We start from the raw sequence: 21,332 nt of genomic DNA, 5'->3' as shown, positions 1-21,332 counted from the left end.
CCAAAACAACGCTTTCAGCCGAGCCAATGGGCGAGAAAATCTTTTGCCCAGCGATCAACGGCAGGATCGTATTTCAGGAAACCCTGCTCGATTTCATCGCGACTTTGCGCCCCCGAAGCCTCGAGAGCTGCCGGAAAGGTATCAAGCCAGACCGTCGCGATTTCCCGGGTAACTTCCGGATGAAACTGAAGGCCAATCACCTTGTTTTCCAGAACGCCCTCTCCCCGGCAGACAAAAGCCTGACTTGGGAAAAGCTCTGACCCGGCAAGATTACAGGCTCCTCCGGGCAATTCAAAACCGTCTTCATGCCACTGGAACAGAAATTCCGGCAGTTCGCCCAGACAGTCATGGAAAAGACCAGGTTCGCTCTGCTCCAGAGTTTGTGACCGTTTTACCTGATAAAATCCTATTTCTTTCTTTGCCTGAGCGTGACGATAAACTTTTCCACCCAACGCCTTGGCCAGCAGTTGCCCACCAAGACAGATCCCCAGATAGGGTTTAGTGGAACGGACCCATCTTGCAATCCAGTCTGTTTCCAAATCCAGGTGCGGCAGAGGATCATTCGCACATTCCATCCCGCCATACACAATCGCGGCGCGGTAACTGTCAAAATCATCGGGGAGCAGATCGCCCTTTACCGGACAGCACCATTCAATATCGTGCCCCAGCGCAACCAGCGCTTTAGACACTCGGTCTTCGCGGGGCTGCCCCGCATGATCTACCAGCAATATCTTGTTGCGCATCCCGGCTCTCCTCAAAATACTTTCGGTATCTGAGGTCAAAGCAGCGGGAAACTCAAGAAGAAAGATCGTCGTTTCTGTAAAAGAAACAAATCGCCTTCTCCTGCCTCAGGACGCTATTCGGTAACCCATTTCGCCGTATTTAATCTAGAAGGCTTTAATTCTCGAGTTCAGCCTGTCGCGCCCGGACAAAGGCTGTCATATGAAACGCTGCATGGGCTGGATACAGCATAAAATCCTGCCCCACAGGGCAGGCCCGACGGGCAAGACACCCCTGTTCGATACAGTTTTCGCCAGCATCTGTCGAAAGATGCCGTGCACAGGCAAGATAGTCATATGGCTGATCTGCCTCAAAGGCTGATACAGGACAGGCTGTAAGACAGGGCTGATCAACGCAACTCAAACAAGGGCTCGCCCCCTGGTTCACCGCGGGAAGATCGGTTAATTTTTCCGGCAGGAGTATCGCAGCACGCAAGGCATGCCAGGTTCCCCATCGTGGACTGATAAACAACCCGATCGGGCTGGGATAAAGCTCCTCGGCTTTGGCGGCCCAGCGCTGGAATGGATAGTACGGCGGTCCGACCGACGGAAACAGTGCCTCTGCCCCCAAACCCGCGGCCAGTTTCCCAATAACCCGTTCTGTCCAGCGATCCATGGGATGAGCCAGACCATCGTGATATTCCGCCGACAATTGGAACTGTGGCCAGAAATCCCCCGACCCCGTATTCCCCACGACAACAACGCTTCCGCAAGCCTCCCCTGACGTCAGGTCAGGAACAGCATCTTGGGGTGCGGGATAAAAGCCGCCCCGCGCCAGGAAACCATGCTCAGCAAGCTGTTGCTGCAGCTCAGAATAGCTCGAAGTCATAACCGGTTTTCTGTCCATAACATCTGAAGGCAAGCGTTATAAATGATCAATGACCATATCGAACCCAGGGTTTGGGAGGACTGGGGTCCTGCGGCCATTCAACCACATGATCTTCCAGATCCGCGTCCTCAACTTCAGTTTCCGAAATAATACGATCCAGCGCCGAGACACCTGCAGTGTGAACCGTGTCAGGATCACCCGTAACCAGCGGGTGCCACCAGGGAAGATCCTCCCCCTCGTGCAGCAGCCGATAGGCACAGGTCGGCGGCATGAAATTCAGGGTTTCAATATTATCCGCGGTCACCTTGATACAATCAGGAACATACTTATGCCGGGTGGCATATTTGCTACAGCGACAATTCCCCAGATCCAGAAGCTTGCAGGAAACATCTGTGTCAACAATCTCCTGGGTATCGGCATCTTCCAGCTTCACCAGACAGCATTTGCCACAGCCATCACAGAGGCTTTCCCACTCTGATGCTGACATTTCTTCCAGTTTCTTCACCTGCCAAAAAGGCAAGTCCTTGTTCTTGTTACTCATCTTACAAACCAGACTTTATTATTGCATCAGAGCTGCAGCCCTCTTTCCGGGACCTGCTTTCACTTCAAAAAGGCACTAGCGAAACATCAAGGTTACCACAAGAATATTCACCAGAGCATTCTAGCAAAATCCAGGTGAAACCACTTGTCCTTCTGCGCCAAAATACCGGGCCGGTTTTTTCAATGCAGGGATTCCCGGCACATCGTCCTTTGGTAGGATCTTTCATACCGACATAATGCTGCCAACACTTCTGTCTTTAAGATCGAAAAAGGGATTCAAGCAAGCTTTCGAAAGCCCTGATGTAACCACGGCTCTCCCCCCCCATGGAAATTTCAAGCGCCGCCCGGTCAAAACCAGCAGAGAGGATGGTTGTAAGCTCCTCCAGAGGCAGGTCCGGCCGATTGGCATCCTGAGCGGCCCATTCCAATCCTTTAAGCAAGGAAGCACTGCCGGTTTCCCGATCAATTTGCGCCATGCCCTCTGGACCGATAACCGACAACCCCTCAAGCAGTAAAATCCGTGCCCGCCCTGGCTTTGTCATCGCAGTAAAATAAGCCTGGGCCCCCGCAACAAGGGCCTTGACCGGATCGGGTTCGCAAACAGAGTTTTCATTAATCGCCTGTGCAACATCCCGGGATTCCTGCATGACAACCGCCCGAAACAGTTCAGACTTATCTGTAAAATGATGATAGAGCGCCCCGCGGGTTACCGCTGCCTCCCTTACAATTTCCGGGGTTCCCGTATCACTATAGCCCTTTTCTGAAAAAAGCTTGCGGGCGGCTGAAATCAATCTGGTCCGGGTGTCTTCTGAACGGTCCCGATTGCTTCGGCGGAGTATTTTCTGATCTTGCATACATGCAGCCTGTATGTTAATTGATAATTTACATACACACTGTATGTCGAAAAACAAAGGAGAGCAACAATGCGCTGCAGCCAATATTATCCCGTTATCATGACCGATGATGTGGAAGGAACTGCCGAATTTTACCGCCAGCATTTCAAGTTCCAGAACAGTTTTGATTCAGACTGGTATGTACATCTGCAGTCCACAGAAGACGAAAAGGTAAACATCGCCATTCTGCAGGGTGATCACGAAACAGTGCCCCTAGAAGCCAGGGGTCGTATAAGTGGTCTGTTACTGAATTTCGAAGTTGAGGATGTTGACAGTATCTACCAGGAAGCGGAAAAAAACGGATTGCCGATCCTCCTCAAGCTCAAGGACGAGGCCTTTGGGCAACGCCACTTCATCACCCAGGACCCTAACGGGGTACTGATTGATGTCATCAAGCCAATCCCTCCCAGCCCGGAGTTTCTAGCTCAATATGCTCCAGAAGCCCTCCCGGCTTAACCCTCCCGGTTTAAATGGCACATCCTTATTTTCGACAGGGCGACAGTCAGGATAAAACCGTCGCCCTGTTTTCTATATATTTTGTCTCATTTGCCCCAAATCCGGGCTGGTCCCGCCTGTTCCGCACGATCAGATTAGCGACATATAATTACAATGGTACGATAACTCTGAGCCGGGACTAACCAGTGAAAAGCCTGCCCATGTTCTACCCGGGTATGGAAGAGAAGCAGCCGACGGATCAAGACTTGATCTATAGCACTCGCTGACTTAACCGAATACATTTAACCAATAAGTTAAATAATTCTTGACCCGCGCCTTAATGCATGAATAATAAACCAATTGGTTAAATTAAAATCATCCGCAGAATAATTCAGATTGTTGAGTCTGCAAAAAGAAGGACGACAATAATGAAGACGCGAAATGTGGTTACCAGAGAGCAATGGCTTGCCGAACGAAGGGAACTCCTGCAACAGGAGAAAAAATTCACCCGCGCCAGAGATGCCCTTACCAAAGCCAGACAGGAACTCCCCTGGGTCAAGATAGAGAAAGACTATCAATTCGACAGTGAAGACGGCATCATCACACTTGGGGATCTTTTTTCCATCCACAGCCAACTGATCATTTACCACTTCATGTATGGCCCAGACTGGAAGCAGGGGTGTAGCAGTTGCTCTTACTGGGCCGATAACTTTAATGGAATAGAACCTCACCTCAATGCCAGGGACATTGCTTTTGCCGTCGTCTCAAGCGCCCCGGTTAAAAAGCTCCTTGCTTTTCGAAAACGTCTGGGCTGGAATTTTGACTGGGTATCCTCTGGCAACAGCAGCTTCAATCAGGATTTCGGCGTCAGCTTTGGCCCAGATCACAAGCCCGATGACCTGGTTACCTATAACTATCGTGAAACCCAGTTTCCCGCAGAGGAAGCCCCGGGCATCAGCGTTTTTGTCAAGGCTGAAGAAGGGACGATCTACCACAGCTATTCGACCTATAGCCGGGGTCTGGATATGCTCAACGGCGCCTATAATTTTATGGATCTGACCCCAAAAGGACGGGATGAAAAGGGCAAGGGAAACCCCATGTTCTGGCTTCGCCTGAATGACAGCTACTCCTGATCAACTCAAGAAGCCTCACAGTGCCATCACAAACAACAGGGACCCTGCCCTTGAGGCAAGGTCCTTTTCAGGACAGTTTACCACAGACATCCCGGACACAATCACGCAACCAACGATCAGCCGGGCTCGCCTCGAGCCGGGGATGCCAGAGCATCGAAACCATGACCTCGGACAGCGAGAATGGCAGAGGGAAACTATAGAGATCCTTTCTCAGATTTCCTGTGTGACGTTCTGGAACTGTGGCAATCAAATCAGATTGCCGCACCAAAGACAGCGCTGTTGAAAAACCTGGGACAAAAGCAACAATGTTGCGTTCCACCCCCTGAGACTTCAAAGCCTTTTCTACCCTCCCCTTCCCGCCAGCATTCCTGGAAATACAGACGTGTCGCCCCGTGGCATAACCAGAGAGGGTAACCTGCCCCCGACTTAGTAAATGCCCGCAACGCACAACACCTACGAGGCGATCCCGGTACAAGGCACCGATACGAACTTCCGGGCTGGTCATCTCCCCGACAACACCAATTTCCAGATCAACTGTCCCGTCTCGAAGCTCGGTACTTTCCCTGTTCAGCTTATGAATAAACCTCAGTTGAACCTTAGGAGCCTCGGCAAAAACACGGGCGATGAGATCCGGCCCGAAGTTCTCGACAAAGCCTTCACTTACCCTGAGAACGAATGTTCGTTTCAACTGTTCAAGGTTGAGTTTCTCGACCGGACGCAAAACCGATTTCCCGTCCTGAACCAGATGCGCTACCCGTTCACGGAGCTCAAGCGCTCTGGGGGTCGGAACCAGTCCACGCCCTGCTCTGACCAACAGAGGATCGCCCGTGGTTTCCCGCAATCGGGCCAGCGCCCTGCTCATTGCCGAAGGGCTAAGGCGCAAACGTTGCGCCGCCTTGGCAACACTGCCTTCTGCAAGCAACACATCAAGGGTAACAAGCAGATTAAAATCTGGGGTCGACATACTCTCACCTGCCTCATATCCGGGAAAACAATCTAATCACTATATAGCGTCGCATGCATGAATAAACTGCAAATGATGCGCCTTCCGCCACATCAACCTGAGGAATATTTTACTGGAAACTCCATTTCAGGAGACGGCAGATAACGGAGCATAAATTGAAAAAAGCCCATTCAGACCACAGTAAAGCAATAACCGGTGTCAAAGAGGACAGGCCGATATCTTCACCACGCCTGACACTTGCTGGCCTTTCCCTCTCGATGCTCCTCTCCTCTCTCGGCGTCAGTATTGCGAATGTCGCCCTGCCGACGTTGGCCCAGATTTTCGCTGCATCTTTTCAGGAAGTCCAATGGGTGATCATCGCCTATCTTCTTGCCATTACCATCACAATTGTAACCGCAGGACGGATTGCTGATCTTTTTGGACATAAACGGGTTTTTCTGACCGGGATCTTTCTCTTTGCAGCAGCATCAGTCCTTTGTGGTCTGGCACCAGAGCTCTGGATATTGATCACAGCCCGGACAGTTCAGGGACTTGGGGCCGCGATAATGATGGCCCTTACAATGGTTTTTGTCCGCGAGACAGTATCAAAGGAACGGATGGGCAGCGCCATGGGGCTACTTGGAACCATGTCCGCGGTTGGTACTGCGCTTGGACCATCCCTTGGTGGGCTTATACTTTCCGGTCCCGGTTGGCAGTTCCTCTTTCTTGCTATGGCACCACTTGGCATCCTCAGCTTTGTCCTTACCTACTTCACCCTGCCCCGAGACAGGCAGGCAGGCGGGAAGGAACAACAGGGCTTTGACAGTCTGGGAACTGCCATACTTGGCCTGACGCTTGCTGCCTATGCTTTGGCAGTGACACTTGGAAACGGACAGTTTGGCCGCCTCAATCTGTGCCTGTTTTTAGCCGCCGTGTCGGGAACCGGATTTTTTGTGCTTGTTGAATCAAAAAGCAAGTCTCCCCTTATCCGGTTATCCCTGTTTCGAAAAACTGCATTGAGTTCAAGCCTGGGCCTGAATGTGATTGTTTCCACTGTGATGATGTCAACACTGGTGGTCGGCCCCTTTTATCTCTCGCGCACACTTGCTCTTGATGAAGCCCTCGTGGGCCTGGTTCTGTCTGCCGGCCCGGTAATCTCTGCCATAAGCGGTATCCCTGCCGGGCGCCTGGTCGATTATTATGGCGCCCCCTTTATGATCAGAGCCGGGCTCTTAACAATGATGGCAGGTTCATTGGCCCTATCGCTGTTGCCATCCCTGTTCGGGATGACTGGTTACATTATAGCCATCGCCGTCCTTACCCCCGGATATCAACTGTTTCAGGCATCCAACAACACAGTTGTCATGGGGACTGTCGAGCCAGATCAAAAAGGCGTGATTTCCGGTATGCTTAACCTGTCGCGCAACCTTGGCCTCATTACGGGTGCTTCTGCCATGGGGGCTGTCTTCGCACTGGCTTCAGCTTCAGAAAATATCACATCTGCAGATGCCCAATCCATCGCCACTGGTATGCAGATAACCTTTGCCACCGCAACATTACTGATCGCCATAGCATTTCTCGTCTCGATCATGGCTGATCACACCCCTTGGCATCGGCGGGTTTTGCCACAACAGGACAGTAGATAGATCAGACCATCGGAAAAGGCTCCGGGACAGCTAAGGATAACATCCTGTCCCGGAGCGTTCAGCTATCGGCAGTAAAGGCCCCTTTGGTCGAAGTGACCTGTTCCTGCAGCCAGGTGACAACCTTGGAAACAGCCAGACTTTGCCTTTCAACCCGGGGCAAGACAATCCAGTAGGCATCCTTGAGAATTTTTTCTTCCCCCTCGAAAGGGCGGATAAGCAAACCACTGGCCAGATCATCCTCGACCAGACGTCCCCGGGCCAATGCCACCCCCAGGCCCTGAACCGCTGCCCGCAAAACCAGGTCAGAGGAAACAAAACGGGCCCCGCTTCTGGTATCAATATCCCCCACCTTCATAGCTTCGCACCACTCCGCCCATCCCGCACGCGGGTCGCGATCATGCAAGAGGGGTAACTTTGCGAGCTCGGACAGACGGGTCGGGCGGCCAGACTTGAGCCAGTAGGATGTGTTCATCACAGGGAAAAGCGGTTCATCCATCAAGGGATGGCAGTCGTATCCTTCCCACGGCCCCTGCCCCATCCGAATGGCAAGATCTACGCCCTGTTCGGACAGATCCAGCGGTTTTTGTTCGGCAATAACCGACAGCTCGATCCAGGGGAAGGCCTCATGAAAAGAGTGTAATCGCGGCAAGAGCCATCGGGCAGCAAAAGAAGGCGTGGTCGAAACCATCACCGCATTTCCCCGGCGGTTCTCGCGGACCTGTTCAACCGACTGGGCCAGCGCCGTCATGTTCTCCAGCGCCGCACGACCGATCATCTCTCCCTGGGCCGTGAACTGTAATGCCCGGACTCCTTCTTCCTTGAGAAGCAGGGGAACGCCAATCCAGTTTTCCAGTTCATGTACATGTTTACTCACTGATGAATGAGTAATCTCGAGCTGTCTCGCCGCGGGGCGAATCCCCCCGGTTTCATAGACAACAGCAAAGGCGCGCAAGGCATTTAAGGGCAATTTGTTCATGGTCGTTCATATAGACCAAAACCCACGATCTTGAGAACAGTATTTTTTCACCAGCCCTGTTATTTTCCGGGGATGGTGGATCGTCAGGCAGCAGAGCGCCGAAAAATTACAGAAAATTCCTTTAAAATCAATTCACTGAATCAAATTCATGACTAAATAAGGCAAAGATCAGCAGATGGGTATGTTAGTCAAGGGACTCTGGCAGGAAGAAGACCAGATCATTCAATCGGGTGTATTTGTACGACCGGCCAGTATCTATGCACAAGAGATTCCGACAGAGGTTATCCAGGGGCTGATCCGGGAACCGGGACGCTATCATCTGATCGCCTCCGGCAGTTGCCAATGGTCACACCGGGCCGTGATCCTGCGTCATCTTATGAAGCTGCAAGACTATATCCCCCTTCACCTCGCCCACGGACCGCGTCTGGAAGGCTATGCCATAAATGGCGGGGCAGACTGGCAAATTCCGGGCTCACAAAAAATCCCGCTGTCTCGTGACGGGATCCGGATAAAGCATCTTCATCAGCTCTATAGCCATAGCGTACCCGATTATACAGGACGGGTAACTGTCCCTCTGCTTTGGGACAGCTGGCAGCAGAAAATCATCAGCAACGAATCAGCAATGATCATGCAGGCCTTTGATGCCACCTCAGCCTTTCTCATTCCTGCAGGAGTGGATTACAGCTTCTTTCCTGCCAAGCTTGAATCTGAGATGAAAGAACTGGACCAAAGGATCTATCATCGTCTGGGGAATGGCGTCTACCGGGCTGGATTTGCTCAAAGCCAGGAGGCTTATGACGTTGCGATTGATGATGTTTTTTCTGAACTGGATGAGCTGGAAAACCATCTCAGAGAAAACAGGTTTCTGTTTGGTGACATCATCACCGCTTCGGACTGGAAGCTCTTTACAACCCTGGTACGCTTTGATTCGGTCTATTACCATCTGCACCGCTGCACGAAACAGCGATTGATTGATTATCCGTCGCTCTGGTCCTACAGCAGGGAACTCTATTCCTGGCCAGTTATATTCAGCAGCGTTGATTTCAGCATGATCCGTGACGCCAGTTACAAAAACGACACAAGCCACAATCCTACAGGTATTATCCCCGTTGCCCCGGCTGCTGACTGGCTTGCCCCCCACAACAGGGAAAAACTGTCTTCTGCAATGATAATGACCCGGTCTGGCGAGAAAATCCCCCTGTCTCTATTATTCCGGATTTAAATTGCACGGATTTAATTCTGATTTGGCACAATGTGGCTCCTGCCAATTATTGGAAACGGCTCTTACATTCCCCCTCTTCCTGGAATAGGCTCCTTAACACTGTAACAATGCACGCCCCCTATTTCACCATGCGATCGATAACCCCACCCCGGGCTATTCACCGGATAGCCTTCAGACCAGCTGCCATCTTGTCTGATAAGGGAGAAACATCAATCAGACTGTGAAATATTGTCGCACCATCAATTTAAGCATGCCAAATCACATTAATAACATCAAATATATGTTAATAATGTTTCTTTATTTTTCAATTGATTAAATCAACATAAAATTTAAGTACTATTTTTTTGTGGAAAATATACTTGATAACAACATCCAATGTGTTAAATGATAATGGAATGCAACGTGCAAATTACCATATTTATGGTACAAACTGGCCTGCAGGAACGATTTTCCTTCAGGCGAAGTCTGGCGGCTTTATAAAAAGAGTTGCCAAAAAGGAACAAATGCTTAGATATCCCTTTGATGTTTCTTAATCGAAACCTTCGGGACTTATCCAGGTCAGTGCTGATACCGAATTATCCAGGACGCTGAAAATACCAGCTGTCCGGATCTGGATCAGAGTTTGTGACAAGACAGAAGCTTCAGTCCTGAAGCTATCGCAGAGAGTAAGCAGGAGCAGTTAATGGCTGTTGAACAATTGGCAATCGCAGAACCGGCACCAGGCGACGTTATGGATATCACAGACAAACCCTTACCCAAGTCGGTAACCGGCGAGACAGTTCTGTCTGTAAAACATCACACGGACTCACTATTTTCCTTCAAGATTACGCGGCCCGCGTCGTTCCGTTTCCGCACCGGCGAATTTGTCATGATCGGCCTGATGATTGATGGCAAGCCACTCTTGCGCGCCTACTCGATTGCCAGCCCCGCCTGGGATGAGACTCTTGAGCTTTATTCAATCAAGGTTCCGAACGGCCCGCTGACCTCTCGTCTGCAGAATATCAAACCTGGCGATATGGTCCTGCTGGGCAAAAAGCCAACAGGCACGCTGGTTCTCGATGCGCTTGTGCCAGGCAAACGTCTTTATCTGATGTCCACGGGCACCGGCATTGCTCCCTTTGCCAGCGTGATCCGCGACCCGGAAACCTACGACAAATTCGATGAAGTCGTGCTGATCCACTCCTGCCGTTACAAGGAAGAACTTGTCTATGGCGAAGAACTGGTTCAGGATCTCTACAACCACGAATTCCTCGGTGAACTGGTTTCCGAAAAACTCAAATACTATAATTCCGTGACCCGCGAAGACTTTATCCGCAAGGGGCGTATTCCCGAACTGTTCCGCTCAGGGAAGATCACCGAAGATCTGGGAACACCAGCCCTGAACCCTGAAACGGATCGCGTCATGATCTGTGGTTCAATGGAAATGCTGAAATCCTGTGCAGAACTTTGCGAAGAAGCAGGCTTGACCGAAGGTGCCAACAGTCACCCCGGCGAATATGTGATTGAAAAAGCCTTTGTCGGCTAAGCCCGAGCAAAAAACCCGGGCGACATTCTGAAAAAAACAAGAAAAGCGGCTCTCCAGGGCCGCTTTTCTTGTTTCCAGATGCACTGGATTGTTTTTTACCTTCGGGTCCCGTGCCTTCCCGCCCATCAAAGTGCTGTGCAATCTGTCCAAAATCGGATAAAAATCATTATCCTTATGTAATCAATCGAACAATTCGTCTGCAGTCAGTTTCACCCGATCTAATATGAGCGCCCGGACATATGAGTAAATTTATACATCTCGCCTATGGATTTGATGGCAAGGGCGGCGCAGAAGCGCTGGAAGGACAGGCGATATCGCAGCTGATCAGGGATGAACGGCTGGCCTGGGTCCATATGGATGCCAATCATCCCGATACAAAAAAATGGCTGGAAAGCGAAACTGACTACCTCGACCCCTTTATCATTGATGCACTGCTGGCTGAAGAAACCCGCCCGCGTATGACCCCGGTAAATGACGGCGTGCTGCTGATCCTGCGTGGCGTTAACCTCAATGAAAATGCCGATCCCGAAGATATGGTTTCCATCCGTCTCTGGGTCGACAAGCACCGGATCATCTCTGTAAGGAAGCGCAGTCTTAAAGCCGCCCGGGATATCGAGGCAAAACTCTTGCTTGGCAAAGGCCCAAAAGATTCCGGAGAATTTATCTGCATGCTGATCACCCAGCTGTTCAACCGGATGGAACCAGTGCTGTTAGCACTGGATGAAGCTACAGACGACACAGAAGAACAGGTCCTTGAATCCGGAGACAATTCGCTGAGAGAAAGAATTGTCAACATTCGCAAACAGGCGATTATTTTTCGCCGTTACATGTCCCCGCAACGCGATGCGATAGAGCAGCTGCGCATGTCTGATATCAGCTGGCTGAACGAAAGACACAAACGCAATCTGCAGGAAAGCTATAACCATGTGACCCGCTATGTCGAAGATCTCGACGCCATCCGGGAACGCTCACAGATCGTCAAGGACGAGCTTGCCAACATGCTGGCTGATCGTTTGAACCGGAACATGTACGTCTTGTCCGTTATCGCCGCAATTTTCCTGCCACTTGGTTTTCTTACCGGACTTCTTGGCATTAATATCGGGGGTATTCCAGGAACGGACAACGCCAATGCCTTCTGGATTTTCAGTGGCATTCTGGTCCTGACCGTGATCGCCCAGGTTATTATTTTCAAAAAATTCAAATGGTTTTGACAGCCGCCTGTGCTTGCAGCCACTCGTAAAGCTGCTGCACCTGCCGATCTCCTGCCCTGCCAGGTGTCATGATCAGATAGTTCCCTGCCGTTTCATCAATGCAGAAATCCAGCGGCGAGATCAAACGTCCGGAGCGCAAGGCATCAAGCACCATAGGGCGGTGGCCGATTGCCACCCCGGCGCCCCCCATCGCAGCTTCCAGCGCATGGCTCGAGGTTTGGAAAGAAAGCCAGCCTCTTGGCTGAAAATCCGAAGCCCCAGCTTGCTCCAGCCAGCGAGGCCAGTCACCATCCCGAGGTGAACTGGCCACCCGGATCAGAACATGCTCCCGGAGATCATTCACCTGCTTCACCGGTTTTTGCTGATGCAAAGCCGGCGACATTACCAACCGCGCCTCATCCGGCATCAGCAGGACTGCAGTATCCGGTTTGTGATCTCCAGAAAGCGGCCGGATCACCAGATCAACATCCCCGCGGTCAAGATCTGCCATCCGGGAACTTGTCAAAAGCCGAAGGTCAACCGCCGGGTATCTCTCTTGCAAATCAGCCAACCGCGGTATCAGCCAATATTGCGCAAAGGTTCCCAGCACGGCCAGGGTTACGTGATGATCACCCTGTTTCGCTTCACGCAGGACATCCCGGATCATGCCAAAGGCTGAGTGCAGCGGGGCAGCCAGGCGTTCTCCCTGTGCAGTAAGCTGGATACCGCTGCTCCCCGAGGCACGCTCGACAAGACGATATTGCAGATAGTTTTCAAGCTTCCTCAGCTGTTGTGTCACAGCGGGCTGGGTCACCAGCAGTTCTTCTGCTGCGGCAGAAACACTGCGCAGACGCGCTACAACTTCAAAGGCACGTAGCGCCGAAAGAGGATAAAGCTGATCAGAAATCATATATTAGATTTTCTTATATAGATGACAATATTTCGAATTTGATTACCCCAATTTTAAGGCGCCTATTCCACTAAACGCAAGCCACTTCATAAGCTAAGCTAAAACTGGAATACAATGGAACTCTGGATTCCCATCACCATCGCCGCAGCATTGTTTCAGAATGTCCGTACCGCCTTGCAAAAACATCTGCGCGCAAGGCTTGATACTACCGGAGCAACATATGTCCGGTTTCTTTATGCTGCGCCTTTTACATGGCTTTATCTGCTTTTGTTAAGTCACAGCGGTCTGGCAGATATTGGTAATGGTATTGGCGGCGGCATTGGCAGCGATGGTCAGGTTCAGAATGGCTTGATACCTGACGCAAATTTTCGCTTTTTATTCTTTTGCGTTGTTGGTGGCACAGCCCAGATCCTGGCCACGGCGCTCCTGGTTTGGCTCTTTGGCCAAAGAAACTTCGCTGTCGGTACCAGCCTGACAAAGACCGAGGCCGTTCAGGCCGCAATCTTTGGTATTGTAATTTTGGGTGATGCCTTAAGCTTTCAGGCTCTGTCCGGTATTCTTGTCAGCCTTGTCGGCGTCCTCGCCCTGAGCGGGAAAAGTGCCATCAACAATAAAGCTTCCAATAACATTACTCTCGCTGCGTTTTTACAAAACAAAACTGTTCTGCCCGGGGTCGCTGCCGGTGCCCTCTTTGCCCTCTCTTCTGTTGCCTATCGGGCAGCGTCTCTTGCGCTGGGGGGCGAAGGGTTTCTCTTGCAATCAGCCTATACGCTTGTCTGGGTCACGGGTTTCCAGACCTTGTCCATGGGGCTTTATATTCTGGTGCGCAAGCCTGAAATCCTCCGCCGTGTGCTGCAGCACTGGAAAGCGGCAATCTGGGTCGGCCTCACCGGGATGCTTGGCTCGGCAGGCTGGTTTGCCGCCATGACCCTGGAAAATGCCGCGCACGTTCGCACCCTGGGACAGATCGAACTGATCTTTACCCTGATGATCGGTTACCTCTTTTTTCAGGAGCGACTAAGCAGGAGAGAACTTGCCGGGGTCATCCTGGTATCCTGTGGCATTCTCATCCTGCTCTGGCCGTAATACCCAGCGGCGCGACCTAAAGATTGGTCAGATCCCGATCTCGAGATAAAGCGGCTGATGATCAGACCCCTGCGCTTCATCCCCAACCTTCAGTGAGCAAAGTGCGGGTACAAGGTCCTCTGTGACAAAACAATAGTCCAGCCGGTACAGCCTGCCGTCATAAAAACAGGTTCCGCCCGTGTCTTCTGCGCCACCTGTCGCAACCCAGGCATCAATGAGTCCCCCGGCAGGCAGGCTGCGCCCGACAAAGTGTTCCTTCGAGCCACAGATCCTGTCGTATTCGGTAAAACTCGGGTCCATATTGAAGTCACCCATGACAACTGCCCTGCCCGGCATCGGCATAAACTGGCCATTGCTGTACCAAAGCTCTGTATCCGGTCCGGCAGAAACAACACCTCCCTCATCTGGTGCCTGTTTGACAATCGCGAGTAAACGCTCGATCTGCAACAGACGTTCTTCGACCGAGGCATGGGCCAGATGCAGCGAATAGACACGCAAGGGACCGGAAGCTGTTTCAATTACCGCTTCGATCACACTGCGTTGAAGGCTGATTTGGTTTAACAACCTGATTTTAGGCAGCATATGATGACGGCTTGACAGAACAGGCGTCTTGCTCAGGATCATGTTCCCAAAGGTTGTCCGTCGATTGACCAGCCTGCCTGCCTCATCCCGGTAGGAAGCATCCGCATCCATTGCCGGTCCATAGGTCCAGTAGTGCTCCGGGAACAGAGCCGCCAGCTCCGCAACTTGATCCAGATTGCCCCCCCGTTCCATAAACTGGGTAACTTCCTGCAAGGCAATGACATCAGCATCCCCGATCTCTGTTGCAATCCGGGCAAGATCAACCCTGCCATCTTTGCCCACCCCATACTGAATATTATAGGTCACAAATCGCATAAAAACCGCCTGCTCGTTCTTGTAGTAAAATTGACTGAAGGATGACGTTATCCTGGACAAGACCTACAACAGAATTTGTCAGAAAAATTAACCTTAACCGTCAATCCGATGTCGCTTGAGTGCACGATGCCAAGGCTTGGATTTCGGCACCTTCCCTTGGCGCCCGAATGCCGGGGTTATTAAAGACATTCAAGCCGTCATCCGTTGTTTTTCAATCGGGAAAATCAGGGTAACAACCGTCCCCACATCAGGTGTACTTTCCAGCACAAAGTCAGCCCCGTGCATTTCTGTCAGTCGCTTGGAAAGAGGCAGTCCAAGCCCTGTCCCCTCATGTTTTCGGCTCAGGCTGGAATCCACCTGTCCAAAGGGCGCAAGAGCCTTGGGAATATCATCCTCCGACATACCGATACCATTATCACGGACCACAAGCTCAATGCCTCGCTCGCTCAGGCGTGACATGACGCTCACTGCCCCCCCGGCCGGGGTGAATTTCAGGGCATTGGATATCAGGTTGATAAGCACCTGCTTGATCCTGCGCTCGTCCCCCCTCAACACGGGCAGATCCTCGGCAAGATCCTGAGAAAACTCCAGCCCGGCCTGAACCGCCCGATCGGACAGCATATTGCTACAGCGCTGGACCACCGAATTCAGGTCCAGCAACTCATCGACAAGCTCGATCTTTCCTGCTTCAGCTTTTGACAGATCAAGTATGTCATTAATCAGGTCGAGAAGATGTGTCCCGGACTCATTCACATCGCGGGCATAGTCTTTATAGCGAGGGCTCCCCAAAGGACCGAACATCTCGTTCGCCAATATTTCTGAAAACCCGAGGATGGCGTTGAGGGGGGTGCGCAACTCGTGGCTCATCAAGGCCATAAACTCTGATTTTGTCCTGTTGGCCAGTTCGGCACTTTCCTTGAGAACTGTAAGCTCTTTTTCCACTTCCTTCTGGCTGGAGATGTCGTGCATCACGCAGACAAAATACTGGATCGTACCATCTTCGGCAAAAATAGGACTGAGATCAAACTGGTTCCAGAAGGTCTTTCCATCCCGACGATAATTCAGCATGTCAATACAGACATGATGATAGTCCTGCAGGGCTGATTCCAGTTGCTTGCGAACCTTGGGATCTGTCTCCCGGCCTTGCAGGAACCCCGCGTGCAGCTCTTTTGCTTCTGCCAGATTATACCCTGTCAGGCGGGTAAAGGCCGGATTGATGTAGACGACCGAACAGTTCGCTGTTGTAGCATCAGCAATGAGTACTCCCGCGTCCGTCGAACTGACAGCCGCCGCCAACCTGTGGTTCTCGCTACTCAGGTCAAGCAGTTCCTGTTCCCGAGCCTTGAAATCGCTGATATCAGTATAAACGGTAAAGAGATCGTTTTCTGGTGTTCTGTGGTCAATTACCTTGAGCCAGACATCTTCGGTAAGGCGGAATTCACGGTTTCTTTTCCCGCGTCGCTGCAACAATGTCTCAATATAGCGATCCTGCTGTTCCAAGCTCCGCGGGTCCTGTCCGGTATTTGCATAGGAGACGATTACTTCCTTATAGGTCATCCCCACCCTGATCGCCATGGGACGTCCCGGGAAAAATATTTCCTGGAAGCGACGGTTGAAGGCAACCAGCTTATCTTCCTCGTCATACAGGGTTACGGCTCCGGAAAAGCTTTCAAAAGCTCTGAAAAGCCTGGCATGCGCTGTTGCCATCTTCTGCTGGTCAAGGCGGCGTTCCGTAATATCACTTCCAGCCCCGCGATAGCCGATAAATTCGTCCTCTTCATCAAAAATCGGCACGCCACTTAATCTGATGATTCGAGGAGTCCCCGCAAGATCAGGTACCAGAAGTTCCAGGTCGCGAAAGGCTTGCCTGGTTTCAAGTGTTTTCAACAATCTGCCATCAGCAAGATCCTGCCCCTGAAGATCAATCAGGCTTTTCCCCAACAGGTTCCATTCCTGAAGCTGTGACACAAAAGAAAACCTCAATTCTGGCCCCATTTCCCAGAACCAGTCAGTTGCCGCGCCAGCAATATCCCTGAAACGGCGTTCACTATCTTTCAGGGCCGAAACCGCCCCTTCCCGACGTCTGGCTTCCACCACAATCGAGCGGCCACCAACAAAGAGAACGGTCATCATGATCAGACAGGCAAGGACGGCAAACCCGACAGAGGCAAAGTAACGGTCACGCCAGATCTGGCTTACAAAATCAGAAGGAACCCCGACAACGGCCGTAAGCCCAAAGCGGCTCAGCTCTCTGCCCAGCAGGATGCGCTCCACACCATCAAGGTCAGTCATCACCCGCGGGCGTTCGTTATAAAAATCGCCCGCTTTATACGGGGTCCTTCGGCCAACCAGATCATTGGAAAAATGATCATCCAGCCAGAGGCGCTGATCCGACGTCTGGATTGAGATCAGAGATCCCTTTGGCAGCCCCAGAATCGCCCACCAGTTGAGAAAATCATTTATCTTGAAACTTGAAACAATAAAATCGTTGTTAAACTGCAAACTTTCCATGCCAGGGCGAATAGCCGTAGCAAACCACTGTCCATCGTACTGATAGGGCAAACTGATCATTGCGCGCTCCCGGACAGAAACCCGCAAAATCATTTCATCCAGCTCTTTTTGGGCAGGCAGGGGAATAACAGGCCACCCGGGAAGAACAGCACCGGTCTTACCCAGGATTGTAATATACTGCCATTGGTCAAAAACGTCATCTTTGGGAATGGACAAAGGTGCAAGATGAAGGTTGTTGCTGCTTAACCCGGACCATTCAGCCTGGCCGAGTTTGCTCTCCACCCTTCCCAGAAACAGATCAAGTGGCAATGCCATCTTGTTAAGGGCGGTCTGGACCTGGGTATCAACTTCAGCCGCAACTTCATCATAGGTACTTTTAACCCAGAGACCGATTAACAAAGCAGAAAGTAAAAAGGCGAAAACATTCAGCTGGACAGCACGGTTCCGCAAGTTCCGAACGGAAAGTGTTCTTGCTGTCTCTTTCTTGATATCATCACGGGAAATATCATCATTCTTGATATTCCCTGGTTTCCTAGGCTGTTCCTTGCCTTCAGGTTGACCCGCGCCGCCCTTAAGCACAATATATTTCCCGTTCTTTTTTATATCGCCTGCCTGAAAGACAGGATTGCGAAATACGACATCCCCCCCGGAAAAGACCGGGCAACACGCTCCAAAACCACGATACATTAGCTCTACAGCCCAAGACTTATCAAATGGTTAAAAACTGTCGCATTGCCTTGACGAATTCATGACATATTTAACAATTGTTTGTCACAATTTCGTCAAAGGAAAAGTGAGCGTCGCAAATCGAACATGCACACCTCTTGCTTTGTCGCTATAACATAGGTGATATGTGTCAGCGGGAGGGTGCCCGATTTAGGCCGTGCACAAGAACTGACACTGAACAATTAACTTTGCATGAGAGAATACGACCATGTCTGAAGAAGATGATCTCGATCTGAGCACGCTGGATGACGACGAACTAGTACAGCAGATGCATGATGACCTTTATGATGGTCTGAAGGACGAAATCCTTGAAGGTGTCAACATTCTGCTCGGACGCGGCTGGACACCTTATGATGTCTTGACCAAAGCACTGGTTGAAGGCATGCGTATCGTCGGGGTCGATTTCCGTGATGGTATTCTCTTTGTACCGGAAGTTCTTCTTGCTGCCGGCGCCATGAAAGGCGGCATGGGCATTCTTCGTCCCCTGCTGGCTGAAACTGGCGCACCCAAGCTTGGCAAGATGGTCATCGGAACTGTCAAAGGTGACATTCACGACATCGGTAAAAACCTTGTCGGCATGATGATGGAAGGTGCCGGTTTCGAAGTGATCGATCTGGGGATCAACAACCCGGTCGAAAAATACCTCGAAGCCCTGGAAGAGCACAAACCAGACATTCTCGGCATGTCCGCCCTGCTCACCACAACCATGCCTTACATGAAGGTCGTGATTGATACCCTGAAAGAAAAAGGTATCCGTGACGATTACATCGTACTGGTTGGCGGCGCGCCCCTGAACGAAGCCTTCGGCGAAGCTATCGGCGCAGACCATTACTGTCGTGATGCTGCTGTCGCGGTTGAGATTGCAAAAGAAGCAATCAAACGCCGTCACAACGCGGCCTGATCCTTATATGTAGGGACAGGCCAGGATAAAATACCATGTCCCAGCAAGCCACAGACATAAAAGATAAGGGGGATAAAACTCTCCTTATCGCCTGTGGTGCTGTGGCACGGGAAATTGTTGCCCTGAACCGAATCAATGGCTGGGATCATCTGGAAATCACCTGTCTTCCGGCAATATGGCACAATACTCCCGACAAAATTCCAAACGGTGTCCGGGAAAAAATCCGCGAAAACAAAGATATCTATGGCAACATTATTGTCGTCTATGGTGATTGTGGTACAGGCGGCGAATTGGACCGGGTTCTTGAGGAAGAAGGCATCAAGCGCATTGATGGTGTCCACTGTTATGCATTCTTTACCGGACTCGAATCCTTTGACGAGATGCATGACAATGACATTACCTGCTTTTACCTCACCGACTATCTGACCCGCCACTTTGATACCCTGATCATGGACGGGATGGGCATCAGTAAACACCCCGAACTTTTACCGATGTATTTCGGCAATTATACCAAACTGGTCTATCTGGCACAGACCGAAGATCCAGAGCTGCAGAAAAAAGCCCGCGAAGCTGCGGATAAAATCGGCCTGGAATATCACTACCGTTTCACCGGATATGGTGAGCTCGGCACACTAATGGCCAACGCCAGCCAATAACCCACACAAATGACCTTGGAGTAAAATCACATGGCAAAACTAACCCTGGTTTACTGGCGGGACATCCCTGCCCAGGTCATCGTCAAGGCCGGACGGCAAAATGCCAAGGTCCAGCTTGAAGAACGCTTTGAAAAAGCCATCGATCGGGCCGCAATGAAAGCCAAGCTGCGCGACAGCGACTCCTATCTGGAACACTGGCGCCGGAGCGACCCTACTGACTGCGGCGATGACCTTGAAGCAGAAGCCAAAGCCATGGCAAGCAAGATCGAGCAGGATTATCCTGACAGCCGTCTTGACAGTCTCGTCGCTAACGGTGGATTGGAAGACGCCTGAGCTTAAGTAAGCAAAAAAAATAACGCGGATAGTGACAGAAATAATTGCCGCTTATTAAGGTCGAAGAGATGAGTACAGAATTCAACGCAGAAGTCGTCAAGAAACAGATCATTGATTTCATGACAGGTTTCACAATTGAAACCACCCCCGGTTCAGCCGCAAAAACCCCTGACTATCGGGAACATCTGCGTCCCGGGACCGAAATTGCTGTTACCTTCTTACCCGGTTCCGATTTTGCCGATACTGTTTCGACCTCCAAGCGTCTGAAAGCAGAAGGTTTTGTACCAATGCCGCACTTCGCTGCCCGGTCCATTCCCTCACTTGCCGATTTTGAAAACTATCTCATTACCCTTCAGGGCGAAGTCGGTATTGAACATGCTGTTGCCCTCGGCGGTGCCGTTGACAAGCCGCTGGGGCAATTTGAAAGTTCGATGCAGTTGCTCGAAACCGGGCTGTTTGACAAGCATGGCATCAAATCGATTGGCGTGGCTGGTCACCCGGAAGGAAGTCCTGATATTTCCACTGCCGGACTGAAAGAAGCCCTGAGCTGGAAGAACTCCTTCAAGGAACGTTCAGACGCCTACATCTACATTGCAACCCAGTTTTGCTTTGAAGCCGAGCCAATCATTGCCTGGGACAAGAAAATCCAGTCTGAAGGCAACAAGCTGCCGATTCATATCGGCGTTCCCGGCCTGGCAACCCTGAAAACCCTGCTGAACCACGCCAAAGCCTGTGGTGTTGGGGCCTCCATGCGTGTGCTGACCAAACAGGCCCGCAACATTGCCAAGCTGATGACCGTAAATGCACCTGATAAGCTGGTCATGGACCTTGCCCGTTATCATGCAGAAGATCCAAACTGCGGCATCCAGAAAGTTCACATGTACCCACTGGGCGGGATGAAAAAATCAGCCGCCTGGAGTTATGCTGTTACAGACGGTGACTTCACGCTGGATGCCAAAGGCAAGGGCTTCAAGGTCAACCGCGACATCGGCTAGACAAAATATCTTTTTGTCCGGGCTGTGATCTGTCGCGAATACGCGCCCTTCACAGCCCATCAGTGTCATTGTAATACTTCAGTCCTGATAAGATCAGGCAACTTTTATTATACCTGGGCCTGCCGCAGTTGCCCGCAAAACGGAGACCACACACGATGACCCGCACGATCGTCAGTTCCGCCACGAAAGAGTTTGCAATCGGTTTT

At 51.2% G+C, this 21,332-nt stretch carries 20 protein-coding genes; 11 read left to right on the top strand and 9 right to left on the bottom strand.

Features of this window, described 5'->3' with window-relative positions; all coding sequences use genetic code 11:
- Positions 1–14 precede the first annotated feature (14 nt).
- The 4 genes from O4H49_RS19020 to O4H49_RS19005 form a co-directional block, all read right to left on the bottom strand.
- Positions 15–743 carry a glutamine amidotransferase-related protein gene (locus O4H49_RS19020; RefSeq protein ID WP_269425031.1) on the bottom strand — a complete coding sequence of 243 codons (729 nt, stop codon included), beginning with the start codon at positions 741–743 and terminating at the stop codon, positions 15–17.
- Positions 744–897: 154 nt separating this feature from the next.
- A complete protein-coding gene (locus tag O4H49_RS19015) occupies positions 898–1,608 on the bottom strand; it encodes a ferredoxin (protein ID WP_269425030.1) in 711 nt (236 codons plus the stop codon).
- 46 nt (positions 1,609–1,654) lie between these two features.
- On the bottom strand, positions 1,655–2,149 hold the full coding sequence (locus tag O4H49_RS19010; protein ID WP_269425029.1) for a YcgN family cysteine cluster protein: 495 nt from the start codon (positions 2,147–2,149) through the stop codon (positions 1,655–1,657).
- Between the two features lie 256 nt (positions 2,150–2,405).
- Complete coding sequence (locus tag O4H49_RS19005; protein WP_269425028.1) at positions 2,406–3,002, bottom strand: TetR/AcrR family transcriptional regulator; 597 nt, start codon at positions 3,000–3,002, stop codon at positions 2,406–2,408.
- A gap of 69 nt (positions 3,003–3,071) precedes the next feature.
- Here O4H49_RS19005 and O4H49_RS19000 point away from each other — a divergent pair, with 69 nt between their 5' ends.
- Positions 3,072–3,497, top strand: a complete 426-nt coding sequence (locus tag O4H49_RS19000; RefSeq protein ID WP_269425027.1) for a VOC family protein — start codon at positions 3,072–3,074, stop codon at positions 3,495–3,497.
- A 407-nt stretch (positions 3,498–3,904) separates the two neighbouring features.
- On the top strand, positions 3,905–4,609 hold the full coding sequence (locus O4H49_RS18995) for a DUF899 domain-containing protein (protein ID WP_269425026.1): 705 nt from the start codon (positions 3,905–3,907) through the stop codon (positions 4,607–4,609).
- 67 nt (positions 4,610–4,676) lie between these two features.
- Here the strand turns inward: O4H49_RS18995 and O4H49_RS18990 are convergent, their stop codons facing one another.
- Positions 4,677–5,573: a LysR family transcriptional regulator gene (locus tag O4H49_RS18990; RefSeq protein ID WP_269425025.1), complete on the bottom strand. Its 897-nt coding sequence runs from the start codon at positions 5,571–5,573 to the stop codon at positions 4,677–4,679.
- A 155-nt stretch (positions 5,574–5,728) separates the two neighbouring features.
- Here O4H49_RS18990 and O4H49_RS18985 point away from each other — a divergent pair, with 155 nt between their 5' ends.
- The gene (locus O4H49_RS18985; protein WP_269425024.1) at positions 5,729–7,198 is read left to right on the top strand and encodes an MFS transporter; all 1,470 of its coding nucleotides are present in this window, start codon (positions 5,729–5,731) and stop codon (positions 7,196–7,198) included.
- A gap of 58 nt (positions 7,199–7,256) precedes the next feature.
- Here O4H49_RS18985 and O4H49_RS18980 read toward each other — a convergent pair whose 3' ends face one another.
- Positions 7,257–8,174 (bottom strand): LysR substrate-binding domain-containing protein, encoded by a 918-nt coding sequence (locus O4H49_RS18980; RefSeq protein WP_269425023.1) that lies wholly within the window; start codon positions 8,172–8,174, stop codon positions 7,257–7,259.
- A gap of 175 nt (positions 8,175–8,349) precedes the next feature.
- On the opposite strand from O4H49_RS18980, the gene O4H49_RS18975 reads away from it, so the two are divergent.
- From O4H49_RS18975 to O4H49_RS18965, 3 genes are all read left to right on the top strand, one after another.
- Positions 8,350–9,396 (top strand): glutathione S-transferase C-terminal domain-containing protein, encoded by a 1,047-nt coding sequence (locus tag O4H49_RS18975; RefSeq protein ID WP_269425022.1) that lies wholly within the window; start codon positions 8,350–8,352, stop codon positions 9,394–9,396.
- A 730-nt stretch (positions 9,397–10,126) separates the two neighbouring features.
- A complete protein-coding gene (locus O4H49_RS18970) occupies positions 10,127–10,921 on the top strand; it encodes a ferredoxin--NADP reductase (RefSeq protein WP_419715243.1) in 795 nt (264 codons plus the stop codon).
- 239 nt (positions 10,922–11,160) lie between these two features.
- Complete coding sequence (locus tag O4H49_RS18965) at positions 11,161–12,132, top strand: zinc transporter ZntB (protein ID WP_269425020.1); 972 nt, start codon at positions 11,161–11,163, stop codon at positions 12,130–12,132.
- Here O4H49_RS18965 and O4H49_RS18960 read toward each other — a convergent pair.
- Entirely contained in the window at positions 12,119–13,021 is a 903-nt protein-coding gene (locus O4H49_RS18960) for a LysR substrate-binding domain-containing protein (RefSeq protein WP_269425019.1), read from the bottom strand. The two genes, O4H49_RS18965 and O4H49_RS18960, sit on opposite strands and share 14 nt — an antisense overlap.
- A gap of 114 nt (positions 13,022–13,135) precedes the next feature.
- On the opposite strand from O4H49_RS18960, the gene O4H49_RS18955 reads away from it, so the two are divergent.
- Positions 13,136–14,107 carry a DMT family transporter gene (locus tag O4H49_RS18955; protein WP_269425018.1) on the top strand — a complete coding sequence of 324 codons (972 nt, stop codon included), beginning with the start codon at positions 13,136–13,138 and terminating at the stop codon, positions 14,105–14,107.
- Between the two features lie 27 nt (positions 14,108–14,134).
- Here the strand turns inward: O4H49_RS18955 and O4H49_RS18950 are convergent, their stop codons facing one another.
- Both O4H49_RS18950 and O4H49_RS18945 read right to left on the bottom strand, forming a co-directional pair.
- A complete protein-coding gene (locus O4H49_RS18950) occupies positions 14,135–15,004 on the bottom strand; it encodes an endonuclease/exonuclease/phosphatase family protein (protein ID WP_269425017.1) in 870 nt (289 codons plus the stop codon).
- A gap of 189 nt (positions 15,005–15,193) precedes the next feature.
- Positions 15,194–18,094, bottom strand: coding sequence for an ATP-binding protein (locus tag O4H49_RS18945; RefSeq protein WP_269425016.1), 2,901 nt, complete (start codon positions 18,092–18,094; stop codon positions 15,194–15,196).
- Between the two features lie 355 nt (positions 18,095–18,449).
- Between O4H49_RS18945 and O4H49_RS18940 the strand changes: the two genes are divergently transcribed.
- From O4H49_RS18940 to O4H49_RS18925, 4 genes are all read left to right on the top strand, one after another.
- Positions 18,450–19,142 carry a corrinoid protein gene (locus O4H49_RS18940; protein ID WP_269425015.1) on the top strand — a complete coding sequence of 231 codons (693 nt, stop codon included), beginning with the start codon at positions 18,450–18,452 and terminating at the stop codon, positions 19,140–19,142.
- 35 nt (positions 19,143–19,177) lie between these two features.
- Complete coding sequence (locus O4H49_RS18935) at positions 19,178–19,798, top strand: DUF1638 domain-containing protein (protein ID WP_269425014.1); 621 nt, start codon at positions 19,178–19,180, stop codon at positions 19,796–19,798.
- A 30-nt stretch (positions 19,799–19,828) separates the two neighbouring features.
- On the top strand, positions 19,829–20,131 hold the full coding sequence (locus O4H49_RS18930; RefSeq protein WP_269425013.1) for a virulence factor: 303 nt from the start codon (positions 19,829–19,831) through the stop codon (positions 20,129–20,131).
- Positions 20,132–20,199: 68 nt separating this feature from the next.
- Positions 20,200–21,126, top strand: a complete 927-nt coding sequence (locus O4H49_RS18925) for a methylenetetrahydrofolate reductase (RefSeq protein WP_269425012.1) — start codon at positions 20,200–20,202, stop codon at positions 21,124–21,126.
- Positions 21,127–21,332: the final 206 nt, after the last annotated feature.

This window comes from Kiloniella laminariae, assembly GCF_027214005.1.
Taxonomy (GTDB): domain Bacteria; phylum Pseudomonadota; class Alphaproteobacteria; order Kiloniellales; family Kiloniellaceae; genus Kiloniella; species Kiloniella laminariae_A.
Note: the sequence above shows the minus strand (reverse complement) of the source record. Positions and strands in the feature narration are given on the sequence as shown.

Excerpts from the sequence above, each read along its gene's own strand:
- O4H49_RS19020 (WP_269425031.1), bottom strand. The coding sequence starts at position 743 with ATGCGCAACAAGATATTGCTGGTAGATCATGCGGGGCAGCCCCGCGAA.
- O4H49_RS19015 (WP_269425030.1), bottom strand. The coding sequence starts at position 1,608 with ATGACTTCGAGCTATTCTGAGCTGCAGCAACAGCTTGCTGAGCATGGT.
- O4H49_RS19010 (WP_269425029.1), bottom strand. The coding sequence starts at position 2,149 with ATGAGTAACAAGAACAAGGACTTGCCTTTTTGGCAGGTGAAGAAACTG.
- O4H49_RS19005 (WP_269425028.1), bottom strand. The coding sequence starts at position 3,002 with ATGCAAGATCAGAAAATACTCCGCCGAAGCAATCGGGACCGTTCAGAA.
- O4H49_RS19000 (WP_269425027.1), top strand. The coding sequence starts at position 3,072 with ATGCGCTGCAGCCAATATTATCCCGTTATCATGACCGATGATGTGGAA.
- O4H49_RS18995 (WP_269425026.1), top strand. The coding sequence starts at position 3,905 with ATGAAGACGCGAAATGTGGTTACCAGAGAGCAATGGCTTGCCGAACGA.
- O4H49_RS18990 (WP_269425025.1), bottom strand. The coding sequence starts at position 5,573 with ATGTCGACCCCAGATTTTAATCTGCTTGTTACCCTTGATGTGTTGCTT.
- O4H49_RS18980 (WP_269425023.1), bottom strand. The coding sequence starts at position 8,174 with ATGAACAAATTGCCCTTAAATGCCTTGCGCGCCTTTGCTGTTGTCTAT.
- O4H49_RS18975 (WP_269425022.1), top strand. The coding sequence starts at position 8,350 with ATGGGTATGTTAGTCAAGGGACTCTGGCAGGAAGAAGACCAGATCATT.
- O4H49_RS18970 (WP_419715243.1), top strand. The coding sequence starts at position 10,127 with ATGGATATCACAGACAAACCCTTACCCAAGTCGGTAACCGGCGAGACA.
- O4H49_RS18965 (WP_269425020.1), top strand. The coding sequence starts at position 11,161 with ATGAGTAAATTTATACATCTCGCCTATGGATTTGATGGCAAGGGCGGC.
- O4H49_RS18960 (WP_269425019.1), bottom strand. The coding sequence starts at position 13,021 with ATGATTTCTGATCAGCTTTATCCTCTTTCGGCGCTACGTGCCTTTGAA.
- O4H49_RS18955 (WP_269425018.1), top strand. The coding sequence starts at position 13,136 with ATGGAACTCTGGATTCCCATCACCATCGCCGCAGCATTGTTTCAGAAT.
- O4H49_RS18950 (WP_269425017.1), bottom strand. The coding sequence starts at position 15,004 with ATGCGATTTGTGACCTATAATATTCAGTATGGGGTGGGCAAAGATGGC.
- O4H49_RS18940 (WP_269425015.1), top strand. The coding sequence starts at position 18,450 with ATGTCTGAAGAAGATGATCTCGATCTGAGCACGCTGGATGACGACGAA.
- O4H49_RS18935 (WP_269425014.1), top strand. The coding sequence starts at position 19,178 with ATGTCCCAGCAAGCCACAGACATAAAAGATAAGGGGGATAAAACTCTC.
- O4H49_RS18930 (WP_269425013.1), top strand. The coding sequence starts at position 19,829 with ATGGCAAAACTAACCCTGGTTTACTGGCGGGACATCCCTGCCCAGGTC.
- O4H49_RS18925 (WP_269425012.1), top strand. The coding sequence starts at position 20,200 with ATGAGTACAGAATTCAACGCAGAAGTCGTCAAGAAACAGATCATTGAT.